Here is a 15307-nt window from a genome sequence, read left to right as displayed (position 1 = left end):
TCACCCATGTACAACAAAAAAATACAAGGTGATATGTCGTGCGGAAAAGGGCCAGTTATCTGCTATGGACCAGCGGTTCAAAATAATGTGCGTGATTTTATCATTGATGTAGCGAAAGAAAACAACATTGACTTCCAACGTCAAGCCGTTTCACGCTCCACTGGAACGGATACCGATGCGTTTGCCTATGCAACAGAAGGTGTCGCTTCAGCCTTGATTTCATTGCCACTAAAATACATGCATACAACCGTCGAAACAATTGCCAAAAGCGATATGGAGGCGGTTATTGAATTGATCTATCAATCTTTACTGAAGGTAAAAGGTAATGAGGATTGGAGGTATTTTAGCTAAAGTAGTAGTCAGTAATCAGTGGACAGTAGTCAGTAGTCAGTAGTCAGTAGTCAGTGGACAGTAGTCGATTAATTTTGTCTCTAAATATTAAATTAGATTCCTGTCCACTGACTACTGATTACTGATTACTATTTTAAATATCTAGCAAAAAACTCCCACGTCCGTAACATCTGATCGATCCGTTGGCGATTGTTACCCGCACGCGTAATTTCATGCGAAGCACCTGGATGACGCACATATTCAACTTCGCGACCCAATTGCTTCAAACTCTTATATAACATCTCACTTTGAATCACACCTGTACGTAAGTCATTTTCACCATGGAAAATGATCAGCGGTGTTTTGATATTGGCCACATAGGTCAACGGTGATTCGCGGTCTAATATAGCACGTGTTGCTTTTTCCCACGGATACCCGCCAAAATAATTGGGCACCAAACGCCACGCATTGCCCTCTCCATAAAACGTTGACAATTCATATACGCCACGCTGTGAAGCAGCAACTTTAAATCGATTGGTATGGCCAACAATCCAAGTCACAAGATAACCGGCATACGAACCTCCTGTTACTGCCAAACGCGTCGTATCTGCCCAACCTTCTTTAATGGCTAAATCGGTAGCTTTCATTACATCAGCCATCGGTCCAGCTCCCCAATCTTTCACATTACTTGCCATAAATGCCGTTCCATAGCCACCACTGCCGCGCGGATTGCAATAGACGATGCCCATACCTTGTGCTGCATAATATTGAAATTCATGCCACATACTTGCCTCACCCGTTCCCCACATAGCCGTAGGACCACCATGAATCTCAGTAACTAATGGATATTTCTTGCCAGCTTCATAGCCAATCGGTTTCATGACCCAATAATCAATAACTTGACCTTTGGAGTTCGTAAACACATGTTTTTCAGCCTTGGTTAGTGTTTTAGTTGCTAACCATCCTGAATTTAATTCCGTCAATGGAGACACTTTTCCTCCCGTATGTACATACAATTCAGATGGATTTGTTATACCAGTTTTGGCATAAACGAAATCAACGCCATTAAAATCAAAACCCAATACACCATCTTCCGTCGATGTCAGTGTTTCAAACTGCTGCGTGCTAATCGTATAGGCGACAATCGGTACGGCGCCGTGATCCTGCGGTGTAAGAAATAATTTGGCATCATCTGCCGACCACTTTACTTGGGTAATCACTCTGTCCAAATTCACCGTCTGAATCAAGCCCGTATTAAAATTCAACAGCTTCAAGACTGGATTTGATACACCTGATGATTTAGCTTCGAAAAAGGCCAACTGGTCCCCTTTCGAACTTAAGGTTAAATTAGAATAGCGATAACCCGGCTTTATCAGAATGGATTTATACGATTTAGTACGGAGATCAAAGGATACAATTTGACTCTCCTGAACTTTGTCGGGATGTATTAAACTATCCGCAGGTAACACAACCAGTAACTCATTGGCATTCAATTGCTCCCAATCCGACCAGCGGTGTAATGGATTATTTATTTGAACCGGTCTCGCGCCAGGGGTAGTCGGCTGCATAAACAGTGCCGATAACATCATTTCACCTGAAGTAGCCGTCTCCTCTTGAAATTGAAGACGATTAATAACTTTGGCCTTTTTATCTTTTTCGTTTTGTGCCAAATACGCACGAATCTCCTCTAAACTCCCGTTCGGATTCGCTTTTGACTGAGGTACATAATTAGCCGTAATGATTCCAGGTTTTTCGAGCGCCCACGAAGGTCTACTTTTCGCTTTATTCCACGTAGTATCCGTATAAAAATCCTTCAATGAAATCGAAGATTGAAAAAACAATGCATCACCAGATTTAGCCCAAACTGGATTTTGAACACCCGATACAACGGAAGTTGCCGCCATGGGTTCGCCGCCAGAAAGCGATAAAATGTACGCTTGCGACTTTGACCCTAGGTCACGCGAAAAAAGAATATGATGTCCATCTGGACTCCATGTAGGATTTGAAATGCTGAATTTCCCAGCCGTCAAGGGACGATTCGTCTTAGTAGCCAAATCTGCCACGTGTAAATGTGTTTGATAGACAAAATCTCCCTTCTTCTCCGCGTCATCCTCAATCGAGGTAACCGTATATAAAATTGATTTACCATCCGGCGAAAACGCAGGTTTCCCAACCGTTTTAATTTTAAGCAAATCAGTAACCTGAATGGTTTGTTGGGCAAAAACACTGCATGAAACAAGCAGGAAGAATAAAATACGCATAGAAAAAAAAATAAGGCCTACGAAATATATCGCAAGCCTTAAAATTAGAAATAAAATTTAAAGATTAAATCAACTTTAGAATTTCTTCTCCGATCGCATCCGTTCCAAGAATCATTGATTTATCAGTTGACGCATCAGCGATGTCTCCCGTACGGAAACCTTTCTTTAAAACTTGATCTACTGCATTAATCACTGCTTCAGATTCTGCCTTCATACCAAACGATATATCTAATAACAAGGCTGCCGACAATACAGAGGCCATTGGATTAGCTAAACCCATTCCTGTTATATCATGCGCAGAACCGTGAATAGGCTCATAAACACCCGTTCCATCACCGATAGATGCGGAGGCCAACATACCCATTGATCCTGCAATTTGAGAAGCTTCGTCCGTTAAAATATCTCCAAACAAGTTGGCCGTAACAACCACATCAAAACGCTTTGGATCCTTGATTAACAACATCGCTGTAGCATCCACAAATTGATATTCAACGGTTACGTCTGGATATTCTAAGGACAACTTTTGAATCTCTTCACGCCATAAACGCGAAGACTCCAACACGTTTGCCTTATCCACTGAAACTAAATGCTTCTTCCGTGTCCGAGCAGCTTCAAATGCTTTACGACCGATACGCTCTACTTCGTAACGACTATATTCTGCTACATCATAAGCCGTATCGCCATTGTTCTTACGGCCTTTTTCACCGAAATAAATATCTCCCGTCAATTCACGGAAAAACAAAATATCAGCTCCCTTTAAGATTTCAGGCTTAATGCTTGAAGCAGACAATAACTCATCAAACAATTTAATCGGACGTAGATTCGCATACAAACCTAACTCCTTACGCATCTTCAACAATCCTTGCTCCGGTCGAACCTTCGCTGATGGATCATTATCATATTTTGGATGCCCTACTGCACCAAAAAGTACCGCATCAGACGCTTTCATTTTTTCCAACGTCTCCGCTGGTAAAGCATCTCCTGTCGCCTCAATCGCCACGTGACCAATTAACGCCTCGTCATACGTAAAATCATGACCAAATTTGGCCGCAATTTTTTCTAATACTTTTTTACCTACTTCGGTAACTTCTTGTCCAATTCCATCACCTGGAACAATTAGGATATGTTTTTTTGCCATGATATTAATTAAATCAAATTCAACATTTTTTGCGTCGCCTTAATGGCAGACACGGTTTGGTCACTATCTAAGCCACGTGTGATTAACTCGCGCCCATTAAATGACCACGTAATAATCGTCTCACACAACGCATCTGATTCTCCTCCAGGCGGAATTCGAACAGCATAGTCTGTTAACTGAGCTAATTTCTGACCTTTCTTCTCAAAAATTATGGCCAAAGCATGCATAAATGCATCATATTGACCATCACCTTGCGCATGCTCTTCAAAAATCTCTCCATCTACGGATATCTTTAACGTCACAGATGGACGTAAATCTTTGGAATGTGTTAACACATAATTCAATACCTGAACTCGTTCTTCAATCGTATTCGAATCCAATACATCCGAAATGATATACGGTAAATCATCTTGCGTAACAACCTCTTTACGGTCACCCAATTCAATGATGCGCTGGGTAACTTTCTTTAAATCTTGGTCGGATAACTGAATGCCCAGTGCCGACAAGTTATTCTCAATATTTGCTTTTCCAGATGTTTTACCCAACGCATATTTACGCGCACGACCAAAACGCTCCGGCATCAATTCATTAAAGTAGAGATTATTCTTTTTGTCACCATCCGCGTGAATTCCGGCAGTTTGCGTAAATACATTTTCACCTACAACTGGCTTGTTGACAGGGATACGAAATCCCGAGAAAGATTCCACCAACTTACTTACGGTATACAAAGATTTCTCACAAACCGACGTTTTGATATCTTTTTGATAATCATTCAAAACAGCTATGACAGAAGCTAAAGGTGCATTTCCAGCACGTTCGCCCATTCCATTGACTGTTAAATGAAGACCATGAACACCATTTCGCACAGCTTCTAAGGCATTCGCTGTCCCTAAATCATAATCATTATGTGCATGAAAATCAAAATGGGTAGTTGGATAACGATCAACCAACTCTTTCACATAAGCTGCTGTTTCCCAATGTGTTAACACACCTAATGTATCAGGTAGTAAGACGCGCTTTATGGGCAATTGAGTCAAAAAGTCTAAGTATTGCAACACATAATCCTTCGAATTACGCATGCCGTTACTCCAATCCTCTAAGTACACATTAACAGAAAGATCATTTGAAATTGCCAACCGAATAGTTTCTTCGATTTCAGCAAAATGCTGTTCCGGCGTTTTTTTCAATTGGTGTTGTAAATGATTCAATGACCCCTTCGTCAATAAATTCATCACCTTCGCTCCCGCATCTACCATCCACTGCACTGAAGTTCCCCCATCCACAAATGTCAGAACTTCGACACGATCTAGATAACCAACTGAATTGGCCCAGGTTGTGATTTTTTTAACCGCTTGAAATTCACCTTCAGAGACACGCGCTGACGCAATCTCAATGCGATCGACCTTTAATTCAGTCAATAACAATTGGGCTATTGTCAACTTTTCGGTAGCCGAAAAAGACACACCGCTTGTCTGCTCCCCATCCCGAAGGGTGGTATCCATGATTTCAATATGACGCATCTGATTAGCGATTAGTTGCAAAAGCTGCGATCTCTGATTTCATCGCTTGTAGGTAATCAATGTCATCGAAACCATTTAATAAATTATGTTTCTTATAGCCATTAATCTCAAAAGATTCCGAAGCACCTGTTGACGAAATCGTAATGGTTTGCGCTGGCAAATCCACCACTAATTCAGACTTAGCATCTTTTTCAATAGCTTCGAAAATTTGGTGCAAAAATTCAGGTGAAACTTGAACAGGTAAAATGCCAATGTTGATCGAATTACCTCTAAAAATATCTGCAAAGAAAGACGATACCACGCATCGAAAACCGTAGTCATAAATCGCCCAAGCAGCATGTTCACGTGAAGATCCTGAACCGAAGTTCTTTCCTCCCACCAAAATCTTTCCTGAATAGGTTGGGTTGTTCAAAACGAAATCCGCCTTAGGCTGATCGTTTTTATCGTAACGCCAATCTCTAAATAAATTATCACCAAAGCCTTTACGTTCCGTTGCTTTCAAGAAACGCGCTGGGATGATTTGGTCGGTATCCACATTCTCAATAGGCATGGGAACCGCCGTACTTGTCAAAACACTAAAACTATCGTAAGCCATATCGCTCTCTGTTAAATCTTATAAAAAATGTCTTGGATCTGTTACAACCCCGGTCACAGCTGCAGCTGCAGCTACTAATGGACTTGCCAATAACGTACGAGACCCAGGGCCTTGTCGGCCTTCAAAATTACGATTCGATGTACTGACCGCATATTTTCCAGCCGGAATCTTATCGTCATTCATGGCTAAACATGCCGAACAACCCGGTTGGCGCAACACAAATCCCGCCTCCGTCAATATATCTAAAATACCTTCTTCCTTAATTTGTGCTTCCACAATATGTGAACCTGGAACTACCCAAGCCGTCACATGATCCGCTTTTTTGCGTCCCTTAACAATCGATGCAAAAGCTCTAAAGTCTTCAATCCGACCATTGGTACACGACCCAATAAACACGTAATCTACTTGCTTACCAATCATCGCATCATCCTCCGAGAATCCCATGTAATCCAATGACTTTGCATATGTGGCTACACCACCTTCTACATCAGTTGCTTTTGGAATATGTTTCGAGATACCCATACCCATTCCTGGATTCGTTCCGTAGGTAATCATCGGTTCAATATCAGCGGCATTGAAATTAATTTCTTCGTCAAAAGTAGCTCCTTGATCAGTCTTCAATGTTTTCCAATAAGCTAATTGCGTATCCCAATCTGAACCCTTAGGCGCTAACTCACGTCCTTCGATATAATCAAATGTCGTTTGATCAGGTGCAATCATTCCTCCACGAGCGCCCATCTCAATACTTAAATTGCAAACTGTCATTCGACCTTCCATCGACATATTTTCAAACACATCGCCCGCATATTCAACGAAATAACCTGTCGCACCGGATGTTGTTAACTTTGAAATAATGTATAAAGCGACGTCTTTGGGCGTAACACCTTTTCCTAATACGCCATTCACGTTGATGCGCATCTTTTTAGGCTTAGGTTGCATAATACATTGAGAAGATAAAACCATCTCAACTTCTGATGTACCTATGCCAAATGCAATCGCACCAAATGCGCCATGCGTAGACGTATGTGAATCACCGCAAACAATCGTAAAACCTGGTAATGTTATTCCATTTTCTGGTCCAATTACGTGTACAATGCCGTTCTTGGGATCACCTAAACCCCAATGCGTAATACCATGCTGAGCAGAATTAGTAGCTAATTGTTTTAATTGATTCGCCGACAACGCATCCTCAACAGGAAGGTGTTGGTTAATCGTAGGCGTATTGTGATCAGCCGTCGCAAAAGTACGCTCAGGGGACATAACACCTATACCGCGTGTTTTAAGGCCCAAAAAAGCAACCGGACTAGTTACCTCATGAATAAAATGACGATCAATAAAGAAAACATCCGGACCATCTTCAATCTTCCGAATCACATGGGAATCCCAAACTTTATCAAACAAGGTTTTTGGAGAATTACTCATTTCTATATTTTAAATTTTTAAGCGCTTTCACTAAAATTAAGCTACAAAAATGCTATTATTTTAGCGAAAATACAAAGATATAGGGCTGTCAAATTAGAATTTTACCAAATAAAATTTGGTAAATACCACGTCTCACAAGGATGCGCGGCGAATGAATGAGAATGGATTTGTAATCTTTGTGCGCGAATTGGTAATCACTAGTTCAGCTGCCATTTCACCCATTTTTACGAAATCAGTAGATATCGTTGAAATTCCCTCAAATAAAAGTCGCTTGATCGGAGTTTCATTATAGGAAATCAATCCTATGTCTTTCCCAAGCGTTAGGTTTTTTTCTTTGATTTTATCCAATATGTCTATTAAATCATCTTCCATAACCATTATGTAAACGCTACCAACTTCAGGCTCAGCATGTTCCACGACAGCAAACTCAAATGCAAAGTCACGGCAAAAGTGCTCAAAACCACGTAAGATATCTATTGAATAATAACTGGATTGAGGAAACACAAGTTGTACTTTATGATATTTCATTAGCGCATCTTTCGCTTCTACCAATGTTTTATATATATCATTTTCAAAATCCTCATAAATGGCACCATAAGAACCTTGAATACCCGGAATTAATTTATCCACCAAAATGAGCTTTTCCTTCGGCAACGAATTAATGAAATCAACCGCGATGGAATCACCCTCCATGAAATGTGGAATAATAACAATATGAGAATAGTCTAATTCACGCTTCGATACAATTCGCTTAAATAAGTTAAAATCATTATTGTAAATGTAAAAGTCAATACCTACCCCAGGCCCCATTGCGGCCACAAAGGAATCATAAATAATTTTTTTATGAACAGATAACTTATTGAATAACAAAAAGATGCGAAAATTAGGGGGGACGCCGCCGACGCTCACAAAAAAGCCCTTGCCTCGAACCGATTCTACGATACCCAACGACTTCAAATAATTATATCCCTTCTCCACCGTAATCCGCGAAATATAATGCTCAAAGCTTAATTCATTAATCGAAGGCAGAACATCACCTTGTTTAATCTGACCGGATTGAATTCCTTTGATAATGGAATTTGCCAACTGCCGATATTTTGGCGTTGAGGAAAATACATCGATATTAATCAGTTTTAACATAGTTAATCAGTCATGGAATTACCTATACCTACAATGATAACCGAAATCAAAATTACTAAAATACCCGATATCACCGTTCGAAACGTGTTAGATGAAACACCCTTCCACTCTTTAAAATACAAGCCCCAAAAATTTGAAGTCATAATGATGGTTGCCATGTGCAAAATCCATGAACTAGCGCCATTGCCCAATTTGCTTTCTCCCATTCCATAAAAAAAGAACTGCAAAAACCAGGTCGTCCCGGCAACTGCCGCGAATAAATAATTCATTCGAAGCGGCGCTTTGGCATTCAAATAATCACCAAAAGTCTTATTCGAAAAATTCAAATACATACAATACACGAAATTGGTTAAAAAACCACCCCAAAGTACGACGATAAAAATAACATTATTTTGAAACAAGGGATCACAGCCATTGGCCACAGCGGCACCCGCCATATCTTTTCCCGCCTCAATACCAAAATTAAAACACGCACTACATAATCCTGAAATCGTCGCCACAATCAATCCCTTCATTAAACTAAACTCCTTAATTGTTTCCTGCTTTTGTTCCGTAGATAATTCCCCCTCTTTCATCATGCCCGCCTTACCACATAAATAGATACCAAAAACACATACCAAAATACCTAGCAAAACAACCTGACCACCTGAACTACCCACAATATGCGAAATCGTGTCACCTTTTACACCCGCTAATTCACGGTAAATGGGTGGAACCAAAGCTCCGAAAATACTACACAAACTTAAGGCAATCGACATGCCCAGCGACATACCCAAATAGCGCATGGCTAATCCAAAAGTCAAGCCTCCAATTCCCCACAAAATTCCAAACGTAAACGTCCAGAAAAATACATCCGAATCAACTTGTTGGATAATCACCATAAAATCTGGAATAGTTAAATAAGCGGCAATTATGGGTACAATCAACCAGGAGAATACGCCGCCAACAATCCAAGCACTTTCCCAAGACCATACATGAATTTTTCGATAGGGTATATAAAATGAGCCAGAGGCGAAACCACCCAACGAATGAAAAAATAATCCCAATAACGATCCCATACCTTATAATTATAGCTATAACTAAATTTTTCTAAATCTAAATGTGCACAAAAAAGATAGAAGCATCAGTTGGAACAAATAAAAAAGTTCGAGTCGAACAATTTCTGCAACAGAATTTTCATAAATTTCAAGGTCTAGATTTGAAAGCAAGCTACAAATCTATTTTAATATTCAAAATAACAGTCCTTAGATATAGTAGGACAGTTGGCCTATGAAATTACATTACCCTCCATCGCTTCTCATTGCACTCGCACTCCTTGCTTGGACGCAAAAAGATACCGATTACACCCAGTGGGCCTCCTATTTGGGTGGTCCGGATCGGAATCATTACTCCACATTGAATCAAATCACACCTGAAAATGTAAAGGATTTGCAAGTTGCATGGACCTATTCCTTACCTGATTCAGGCCAAATGCAGGCGAATCCCATTATCGTAGATGGTGTTTTATATGGGGTTTCCGCGTCTGTGCAGGCCTTTGCCTTAGATGCGGCGACGGGGAAAGAAATCTGGCGATTTGGGGATCCTTTGAAAAACGGGGCAAGTACTTCACGCGGCGTAAGTTATGCCAAAGGACGTATACTCTATACCGTTGGCCCCAATCTCTGGGCCTTAGATGCCAAAACCGGAAAGCCCATTGACACATTTGGCGACAAGGGAAAAGTAGATTTACATACCGGATTGCCTGCCATCGCGCAAAACAAATTCATTATTTCCAATACACCAGGAACCGTTTTTGAGAACTTAATTGTCATGCCACTCCGCTTATCTGAAGGAGCAGATGCGGCACCAGGCGACATTCGCGCCTATGATATTTACACGGGAAAAGTTGCTTGGACATTTCATACGATTCCCTATCCAGGCGAATTTGGATATGAAACCTTTCCGAAAGATGCCTACAAAAATGAATATACAGGCGCCGCAAATAATTGGTCGGGCATGGCTTTAGATGAGAAACGTGGTATTCTATATGTTCCGACAGGCTCCGCGGGATTTGATTTCTATGGTGGAAATCGGAAAGGCAGTAATTTATTTGCCAATTGTCTATTGGCCTTAGATGCGCGAACAGGTAAAAGGCTTTGGCATTTTCAAACGACACATCATGATGTTTGGGATCGAGATTTACCAGCACCTCCTAATTTAATTACCGTGATTCATCGTGGAAAACCAGTGGATGCAGTGGTTCAAGTTACGAAACAAGGCTATGTATTTTGTTTTGATCGCGTTACAGGAAAACCACTTTTCCCGATTATTGAACGTCCGGTAAAAGGTTCAACCCTTTTGGGCGAACATGCATGGAAAACGCAGCCGATGCCAACAATACCAAAACCTTACGCAAGGCAGTCGGACGAAATAACGGCAAAAGACATTAATCCGTATGCCAACAATCAATCAGAACTCCGTCAAAAATTTGGCCAAATAGAAAAGGGATGGCATGCGGCACCTACATTACAAGGCAATTTGATTTTGCCGGGTTTTGATGGGGGTGCCGAATGGGGCGGAGCGGGCGCAGATCCTAAAAAAGGAATTGTATATATTAATAGTAATGAGATGCCATGGATACTAACGATGGTGTCTACCAAACAGACATCCCCGACCGCATCAAAAACATATACGCAGTATTGTGCCTCATGCCATGGGGATAAATTACAAGGGAATCCAGCAAGTGGATACCCAAGTCTCACGGAGGTATTCAAACGTAGAAACAAAGTATTTTTGAGTCAAATCATTACTCAAGGCAAAGGAATGATGCCCGGATTTCCACAAATTGATAAAGCAACACGGGAGGAATTAGTAAATTTTATAGCGGGAGAAACGCCTAAAGAGGTGGTGTCCACCAATGGAAAAACCCCAGTTCTTCCTTACCGCATAACGGGCTACAATAAGTTTTTGGATAGTCAGGGACTACCAGCCATCAGCCCACCTTGGGGAACCATACAGGCTATCGATATGAATACGGGTAAATACCTGTGGAAAATACCGTTTGGCGATGAACCGATACTCGCTGCTAAAAACATTCTAAATACAGGTACCGAAAATTACGGTGGTCCACTAATTACTGAAAATGGCCTACTAGCCATCGCCGCTTCCAAAGACGGCATGTTCCGAATCTACAACCGCCACAGCGGCCAACTTCTCTGGAAAACCAAACTTCCCGCAGCTGGCTTCGCCACGCCTGCCACCTATCAAGTCAACGGAAAACAGTATATCGTCATTGCTTGTGGCGGTACGAAATTGGGGACGAAGAAGGGGAATCAGTATGTAGCTTTTTCTTTAAACGCTAGACGCTAGACGTCAGTCTCTAGTCTCTAGTCGCTAGTCATTAGTCCGGAGTTAATAGGCGCGAAGTATCGCGTCTCTACAGTCTTTTGTCCTAGAACAATTAAAATTCTGAAAGAGATTTGTAATTTCATATAACGCAAGTGAACCTTTAAAAGGTGAAATTAACACTATGAAAATACAATCAAAATTAAAGCGTTTCTGGAAAATCATCGGGCCAGGTTTAATTACAGGTGCCAGTGATGATGATCCTTCCGGAATTGCCACGTATTCTCAGGCGGGGGCTGCTTTTGGCTTACAGACTTTGTGGACGGCAATTTTGGCTTTTCCGCTGATGGCAGCGATCCAACAAATGTGTGCGCGCATTGGGTTAGTTACCTCACAAGGACTGTCAGGGACATTGAAAAAACATTATCCCAAACCCGTTCTATATGTGATGTTGGTTTTTAGTTTCCCTGCCATTGTGATGAATATCGGTGCGGATATTGCTGGCATGGGGGCGGTAGGTAATTTACTTTTCCCATCGATTGATGCGACGTATTTCAGTGTCCTGTTTACGGTATTATTGCTCGGACTCACTATCTACCTTCCCTATCAAAAAATCACTGCCGTTTTGAAATACCTGTGCATCGTTATGCTGGTGTATTTTATTGTCCCATTTCTATATAAGCAAGATTTTGTGGCAATCATAGCAGCAACTTTCATCCCCACCATCCAATGGAATAGGGAATTCTTACTGGTTTTAGTTGGCATATTAGGCACTACTATTTCACCCTATTTATTCTTTTGGCAGGCCTCCATTGAAGTAGAAGAGATGAATCATAGGCGGGCACTGATGATTAATAAAAAAATCATACATGATATGGAACAAAGCGTCGATTTTGGAATGACATTCTCAGGCTTCGTGATGTATTTTATCATTCTGACCACCGGGACGGTATTGTATTCAGCAGGTATGCATCAAATAAATACCGTTGAAGAAGCTGCGATGGCGTTGAAACCGCTGGCTGGCGATTTGGCGTATGTTCTTTTTGCCATTGGGGTTATTGGGACAGGGCTTATCGCGATACCTGTTTTAAGTGGATCACTTTCCTATATGTTCACAGAGACTTTTGGTTGGAAGCAAGGCTTGGATAAAAAATTCCATGAAGCCAAAGGCTTTTATGTCATCATTGCTATTTCACTCATACTCGGTTTATCGCTGAACTATGTGGGCATCTCCCCCATAGACGCCTTAATCTACACTGCCGTTTTATATGGCATTACTGCTCCGGTATTGATTGGCATCATTCTTCATATTTCCAATAATCGGGAAATTATGGGTGAATATGTGAACTCGCGAATCTCCAATGTCTTGGGTTTTGCGGCTTTGATCATCATGTCGCTAGCTGCTGGGGCGCTATTGTATTTTGAGTTTATAAATTAGAGGCAAGTTAGACGTCAGACGTTAGACGCTGGACGTTAGACGCTGGACTCTGGACATTAGACGCTGGACGTTAAACAAAATATGTTCTCTTGTAGAGACGCGATACTTCGCGTCTTTTTATTTGGTAAGACGCGAAGTATCGCGTCTCTACATGATTATCAGTTTTTAAAATAGATCAATCATCCGAATTGATTACTATTGGCAAAGTAAAATCCCACTAAAAATAATTGACATGTTTCACTTTAGTGCAACATAAATTTATTACCTTTGACATGCCAAAAATCAGACAAGTAATATTTTACAAGCACTATTTTGAATTATTTTATCTTGCTCAGAATAAAAAGATTCAAGATAAAATCATTTGGACAATCAAAGTGATTGAGTCACATAATCAAATTGCTGAGAAATATATAAAGCACGTAACTGGAACAAAAGGTATTTATGAATTAAGAATTCAATACGGTTCAGAAATTTTTAGAATTTTCTGTTTTTTCGATGAAAGTAAGTTGATTATTCTTATAAATGGATTTCAAAAGAAATCACAAAAAACACCTAAAAAGGAAATTGACAAAGCAATTGCAATTAAACAAGCATATGAAAGCGAAAACTAATACATCTACATTGGATCAATTTGTCACGAAACATTATGGCCTAAAAGGATCAACAAAGCGCGATGAATTTGAACAAGGTTATGAAAATTTCAAAATTGGAATCTTGCTACAAGAAGCACGCACAAAAGCTGGATTAACACAGGATGAGTTAGCTCAAAAAGCAGGCACGACAAAATCCTACATTTCAAAGATTGAAAATAACATCAAGGAAGTCAGGCTTTCGACGCTACAAAAAATTGTTGAACTAGGATTAGGCGGGAAGGTGGAATTGTCAATTAAGTTAGAAGCAAAATAGACGCGAATTAGACGCTGGACATTAGACTCTGGACTCTGGATGTTAAACAGAATATTCTCTCTACAGCTTAGAAGGAATTAATGACTATTGGTCTAATGTCCACAGTCTAACGTCCAGCGTCTAATGTCCAGCGTCTAAAAAAAAACACCCACCTGTTCAGATGAGTGTCTTCGTGGACCAGCATGGGCTCGAACCATGGACCCCCTGATTATGAGTCAGGTGCTCTAACCAGCTGAGCTACAAGTCCGCATTAGCTAAAACTAATGTGGTGCAAAATTAATTAATTATTGGCTTTCTAACTACATTTGGGGTAATATTTTAACGTGTATGTTTCCAACGAAAATTATTAACGACCCCATATACGGGTTCATCAAGATCAATAACCCCTTCATCCTCAAGTTGATTGATCATCCTTTTGTGCAGCGACTCAAACGAATCAAGCAACTAGGACTTGCTGAATTTGTCTATCCAGGTGCTCACCATACCCGTTTTCACCATGCCCTCGGCGCCATGCACCTGATGGATCAAGCACTCGCTAATCTGCAAGCGAAAGGCTATACAATCACCGAACAAGAAAAAGAAGCCGCCGCTATCGCTATACTTTTGCACGATATAGGCCACGGACCTTTTTCACATGTACTAGAATATACACTGCTCAATCACGTTCACCACGAAGAGATTTCAAACCTCCTCATGAAAAAGCTGAACGAACATTTTGATGGCAGATTAGCACTAGCCATCGATATGTTTAGCGGAAAATACGAACGACCATTTTTTCATCAATTGATTTCGAGCCAACTGGACGTTGACAGATTAGATTACCTCTCCCGTGACTCGTTTTATACCGGCGTACGCGAAGGATTCATCGGTTCCGAACGTCTATTGAGTATGCTTGACCTACAAGACGAGAATTTGGTCATGGAAGAAAAAGGAATATATTCGATTGAAAATTTCTTGATGGCACGCCGACTGATGTATTGGCAAGTATACTTGCACAAAACAGCCATCGCCGCAGAAACCATGTTGATCCAAATACTTCGTCGGGCCAAAACCCTTATTCACGAAGGCAAAAAACTAACATGCACCTCCGCCCTCATGACTTTCCTCAAGAAAGATTATACCTGGGAAGAGTTTGCAAGCACCGATAAACTATGGCTAGCCTTCACAGATTTAGACGATCACGATGTATGGGCCGCCATCAAAGAATGGAAGCACGCAACAGACCCTATTCTG

12 protein-coding genes, 1 tRNA gene and 1 pseudogene are annotated in these 15307 nt (G+C 40.9%); 6 read left to right on the top strand and 8 right to left on the bottom strand.

Annotated elements, in window-relative coordinates; translation table 11 throughout:
- Window positions 1-351: pseudogene (locus ACIQ6T_RS10310) on the top strand (M42 family peptidase); the annotation flags it as partial.
- A gap of 128 nt (window positions 352-479) precedes the next feature.
- Here the strand turns inward: ACIQ6T_RS10310 and ACIQ6T_RS10305 are convergent.
- The 7 genes from ACIQ6T_RS10305 to rhaT form a co-directional block, all read right to left on the bottom strand.
- Window positions 480-2591 carry a S9 family peptidase gene (locus ACIQ6T_RS10305; protein WP_395786083.1) on the bottom strand — a complete coding sequence of 704 codons (2112 nt, stop codon included), beginning with the start codon at window positions 2589-2591 and terminating at the stop codon, window positions 480-482.
- Window positions 2592-2655: 64 nt separating this feature from the next.
- Window positions 2656-3729, bottom strand: a complete 1074-nt coding sequence (leuB, locus tag ACIQ6T_RS10300) for a 3-isopropylmalate dehydrogenase (protein ID WP_395786081.1) — start codon at window positions 3727-3729, stop codon at window positions 2656-2658.
- 8 nt (window positions 3730-3737) lie between these two features.
- Window positions 3738-5249 (bottom strand): alpha-isopropylmalate synthase regulatory domain-containing protein, encoded by a 1512-nt coding sequence (locus ACIQ6T_RS10295; RefSeq protein ID WP_395786079.1) that lies wholly within the window; start codon window positions 5247-5249, stop codon window positions 3738-3740.
- A gap of 4 nt (window positions 5250-5253) precedes the next feature.
- Window positions 5254-5844: a 3-isopropylmalate dehydratase small subunit gene (gene leuD / locus ACIQ6T_RS10290; RefSeq protein ID WP_395786077.1), complete on the bottom strand. Its 591-nt coding sequence runs from the start codon at window positions 5842-5844 to the stop codon at window positions 5254-5256.
- 18 nt (window positions 5845-5862) lie between these two features.
- On the bottom strand, window positions 5863-7266 hold the full coding sequence (leuC, locus tag ACIQ6T_RS10285; protein WP_395786075.1) for a 3-isopropylmalate dehydratase large subunit: 1404 nt from the start codon (window positions 7264-7266) through the stop codon (window positions 5863-5865).
- 132 nt (window positions 7267-7398) lie between these two features.
- On the bottom strand, window positions 7399-8406 hold the full coding sequence (locus ACIQ6T_RS10280) for a GntR family transcriptional regulator (protein ID WP_395786073.1): 1008 nt from the start codon (window positions 8404-8406) through the stop codon (window positions 7399-7401).
- A gap of 2 nt (window positions 8407-8408) precedes the next feature.
- Window positions 8409-9464 (bottom strand): L-rhamnose/proton symporter RhaT, encoded by a 1056-nt coding sequence (rhaT, locus tag ACIQ6T_RS10275; protein WP_395786070.1) that lies wholly within the window; start codon window positions 9462-9464, stop codon window positions 8409-8411.
- Between the two features lie 211 nt (window positions 9465-9675).
- On the opposite strand from rhaT, the gene ACIQ6T_RS10270 reads away from it, so the two are divergent.
- The 4 genes from ACIQ6T_RS10270 to ACIQ6T_RS10255 all read left to right on the top strand — a co-directional run bounded on the left by ACIQ6T_RS10270 (window position 9676) and on the right by ACIQ6T_RS10255 (window position 14074).
- Window positions 9676-11754 (top strand): PQQ-binding-like beta-propeller repeat protein, encoded by a 2079-nt coding sequence (locus tag ACIQ6T_RS10270; protein WP_395786068.1) that lies wholly within the window; start codon window positions 9676-9678, stop codon window positions 11752-11754.
- 160 nt (window positions 11755-11914) lie between these two features.
- A complete protein-coding gene (locus ACIQ6T_RS10265; RefSeq protein WP_395786066.1) occupies window positions 11915-13168 on the top strand; it encodes an NRAMP family divalent metal transporter in 1254 nt (417 codons plus the stop codon).
- Window positions 13169-13440: 272 nt separating this feature from the next.
- Window positions 13441-13779, top strand: a complete 339-nt coding sequence (locus tag ACIQ6T_RS10260; RefSeq protein ID WP_395786064.1) for a type II toxin-antitoxin system RelE/ParE family toxin — start codon at window positions 13441-13443, stop codon at window positions 13777-13779.
- The gene (locus ACIQ6T_RS10255; RefSeq protein WP_395786062.1) at window positions 13763-14074 is read left to right on the top strand and encodes a helix-turn-helix domain-containing protein; all 312 of its coding nucleotides are present in this window, start codon (window positions 13763-13765) and stop codon (window positions 14072-14074) included. The genes ACIQ6T_RS10260 and ACIQ6T_RS10255 overlap by 17 nt, the downstream gene beginning before the upstream one ends.
- A gap of 173 nt (window positions 14075-14247) precedes the next feature.
- Here the strand turns inward: ACIQ6T_RS10255 and ACIQ6T_RS10250 are convergent.
- A tRNA-Ile gene (locus ACIQ6T_RS10250) sits at window positions 14248-14321 on the bottom strand.
- 80 nt (window positions 14322-14401) lie between these two features.
- Here ACIQ6T_RS10250 and ACIQ6T_RS10245 point away from each other — a divergent pair.
- Window positions 14402-15307 (top strand): HD domain-containing protein (locus tag ACIQ6T_RS10245; RefSeq protein WP_395786060.1); only part of this gene is annotated, 906 nt, incomplete at its 3' end.

This window comes from Aquirufa sp. (genome assembly GCF_044377215.1).
GTDB lineage: Bacteria > Bacteroidota > Bacteroidia > Cytophagales > Spirosomataceae > Aquirufa.
This window is presented reverse-complemented; position numbering and strand designations above follow the sequence as displayed.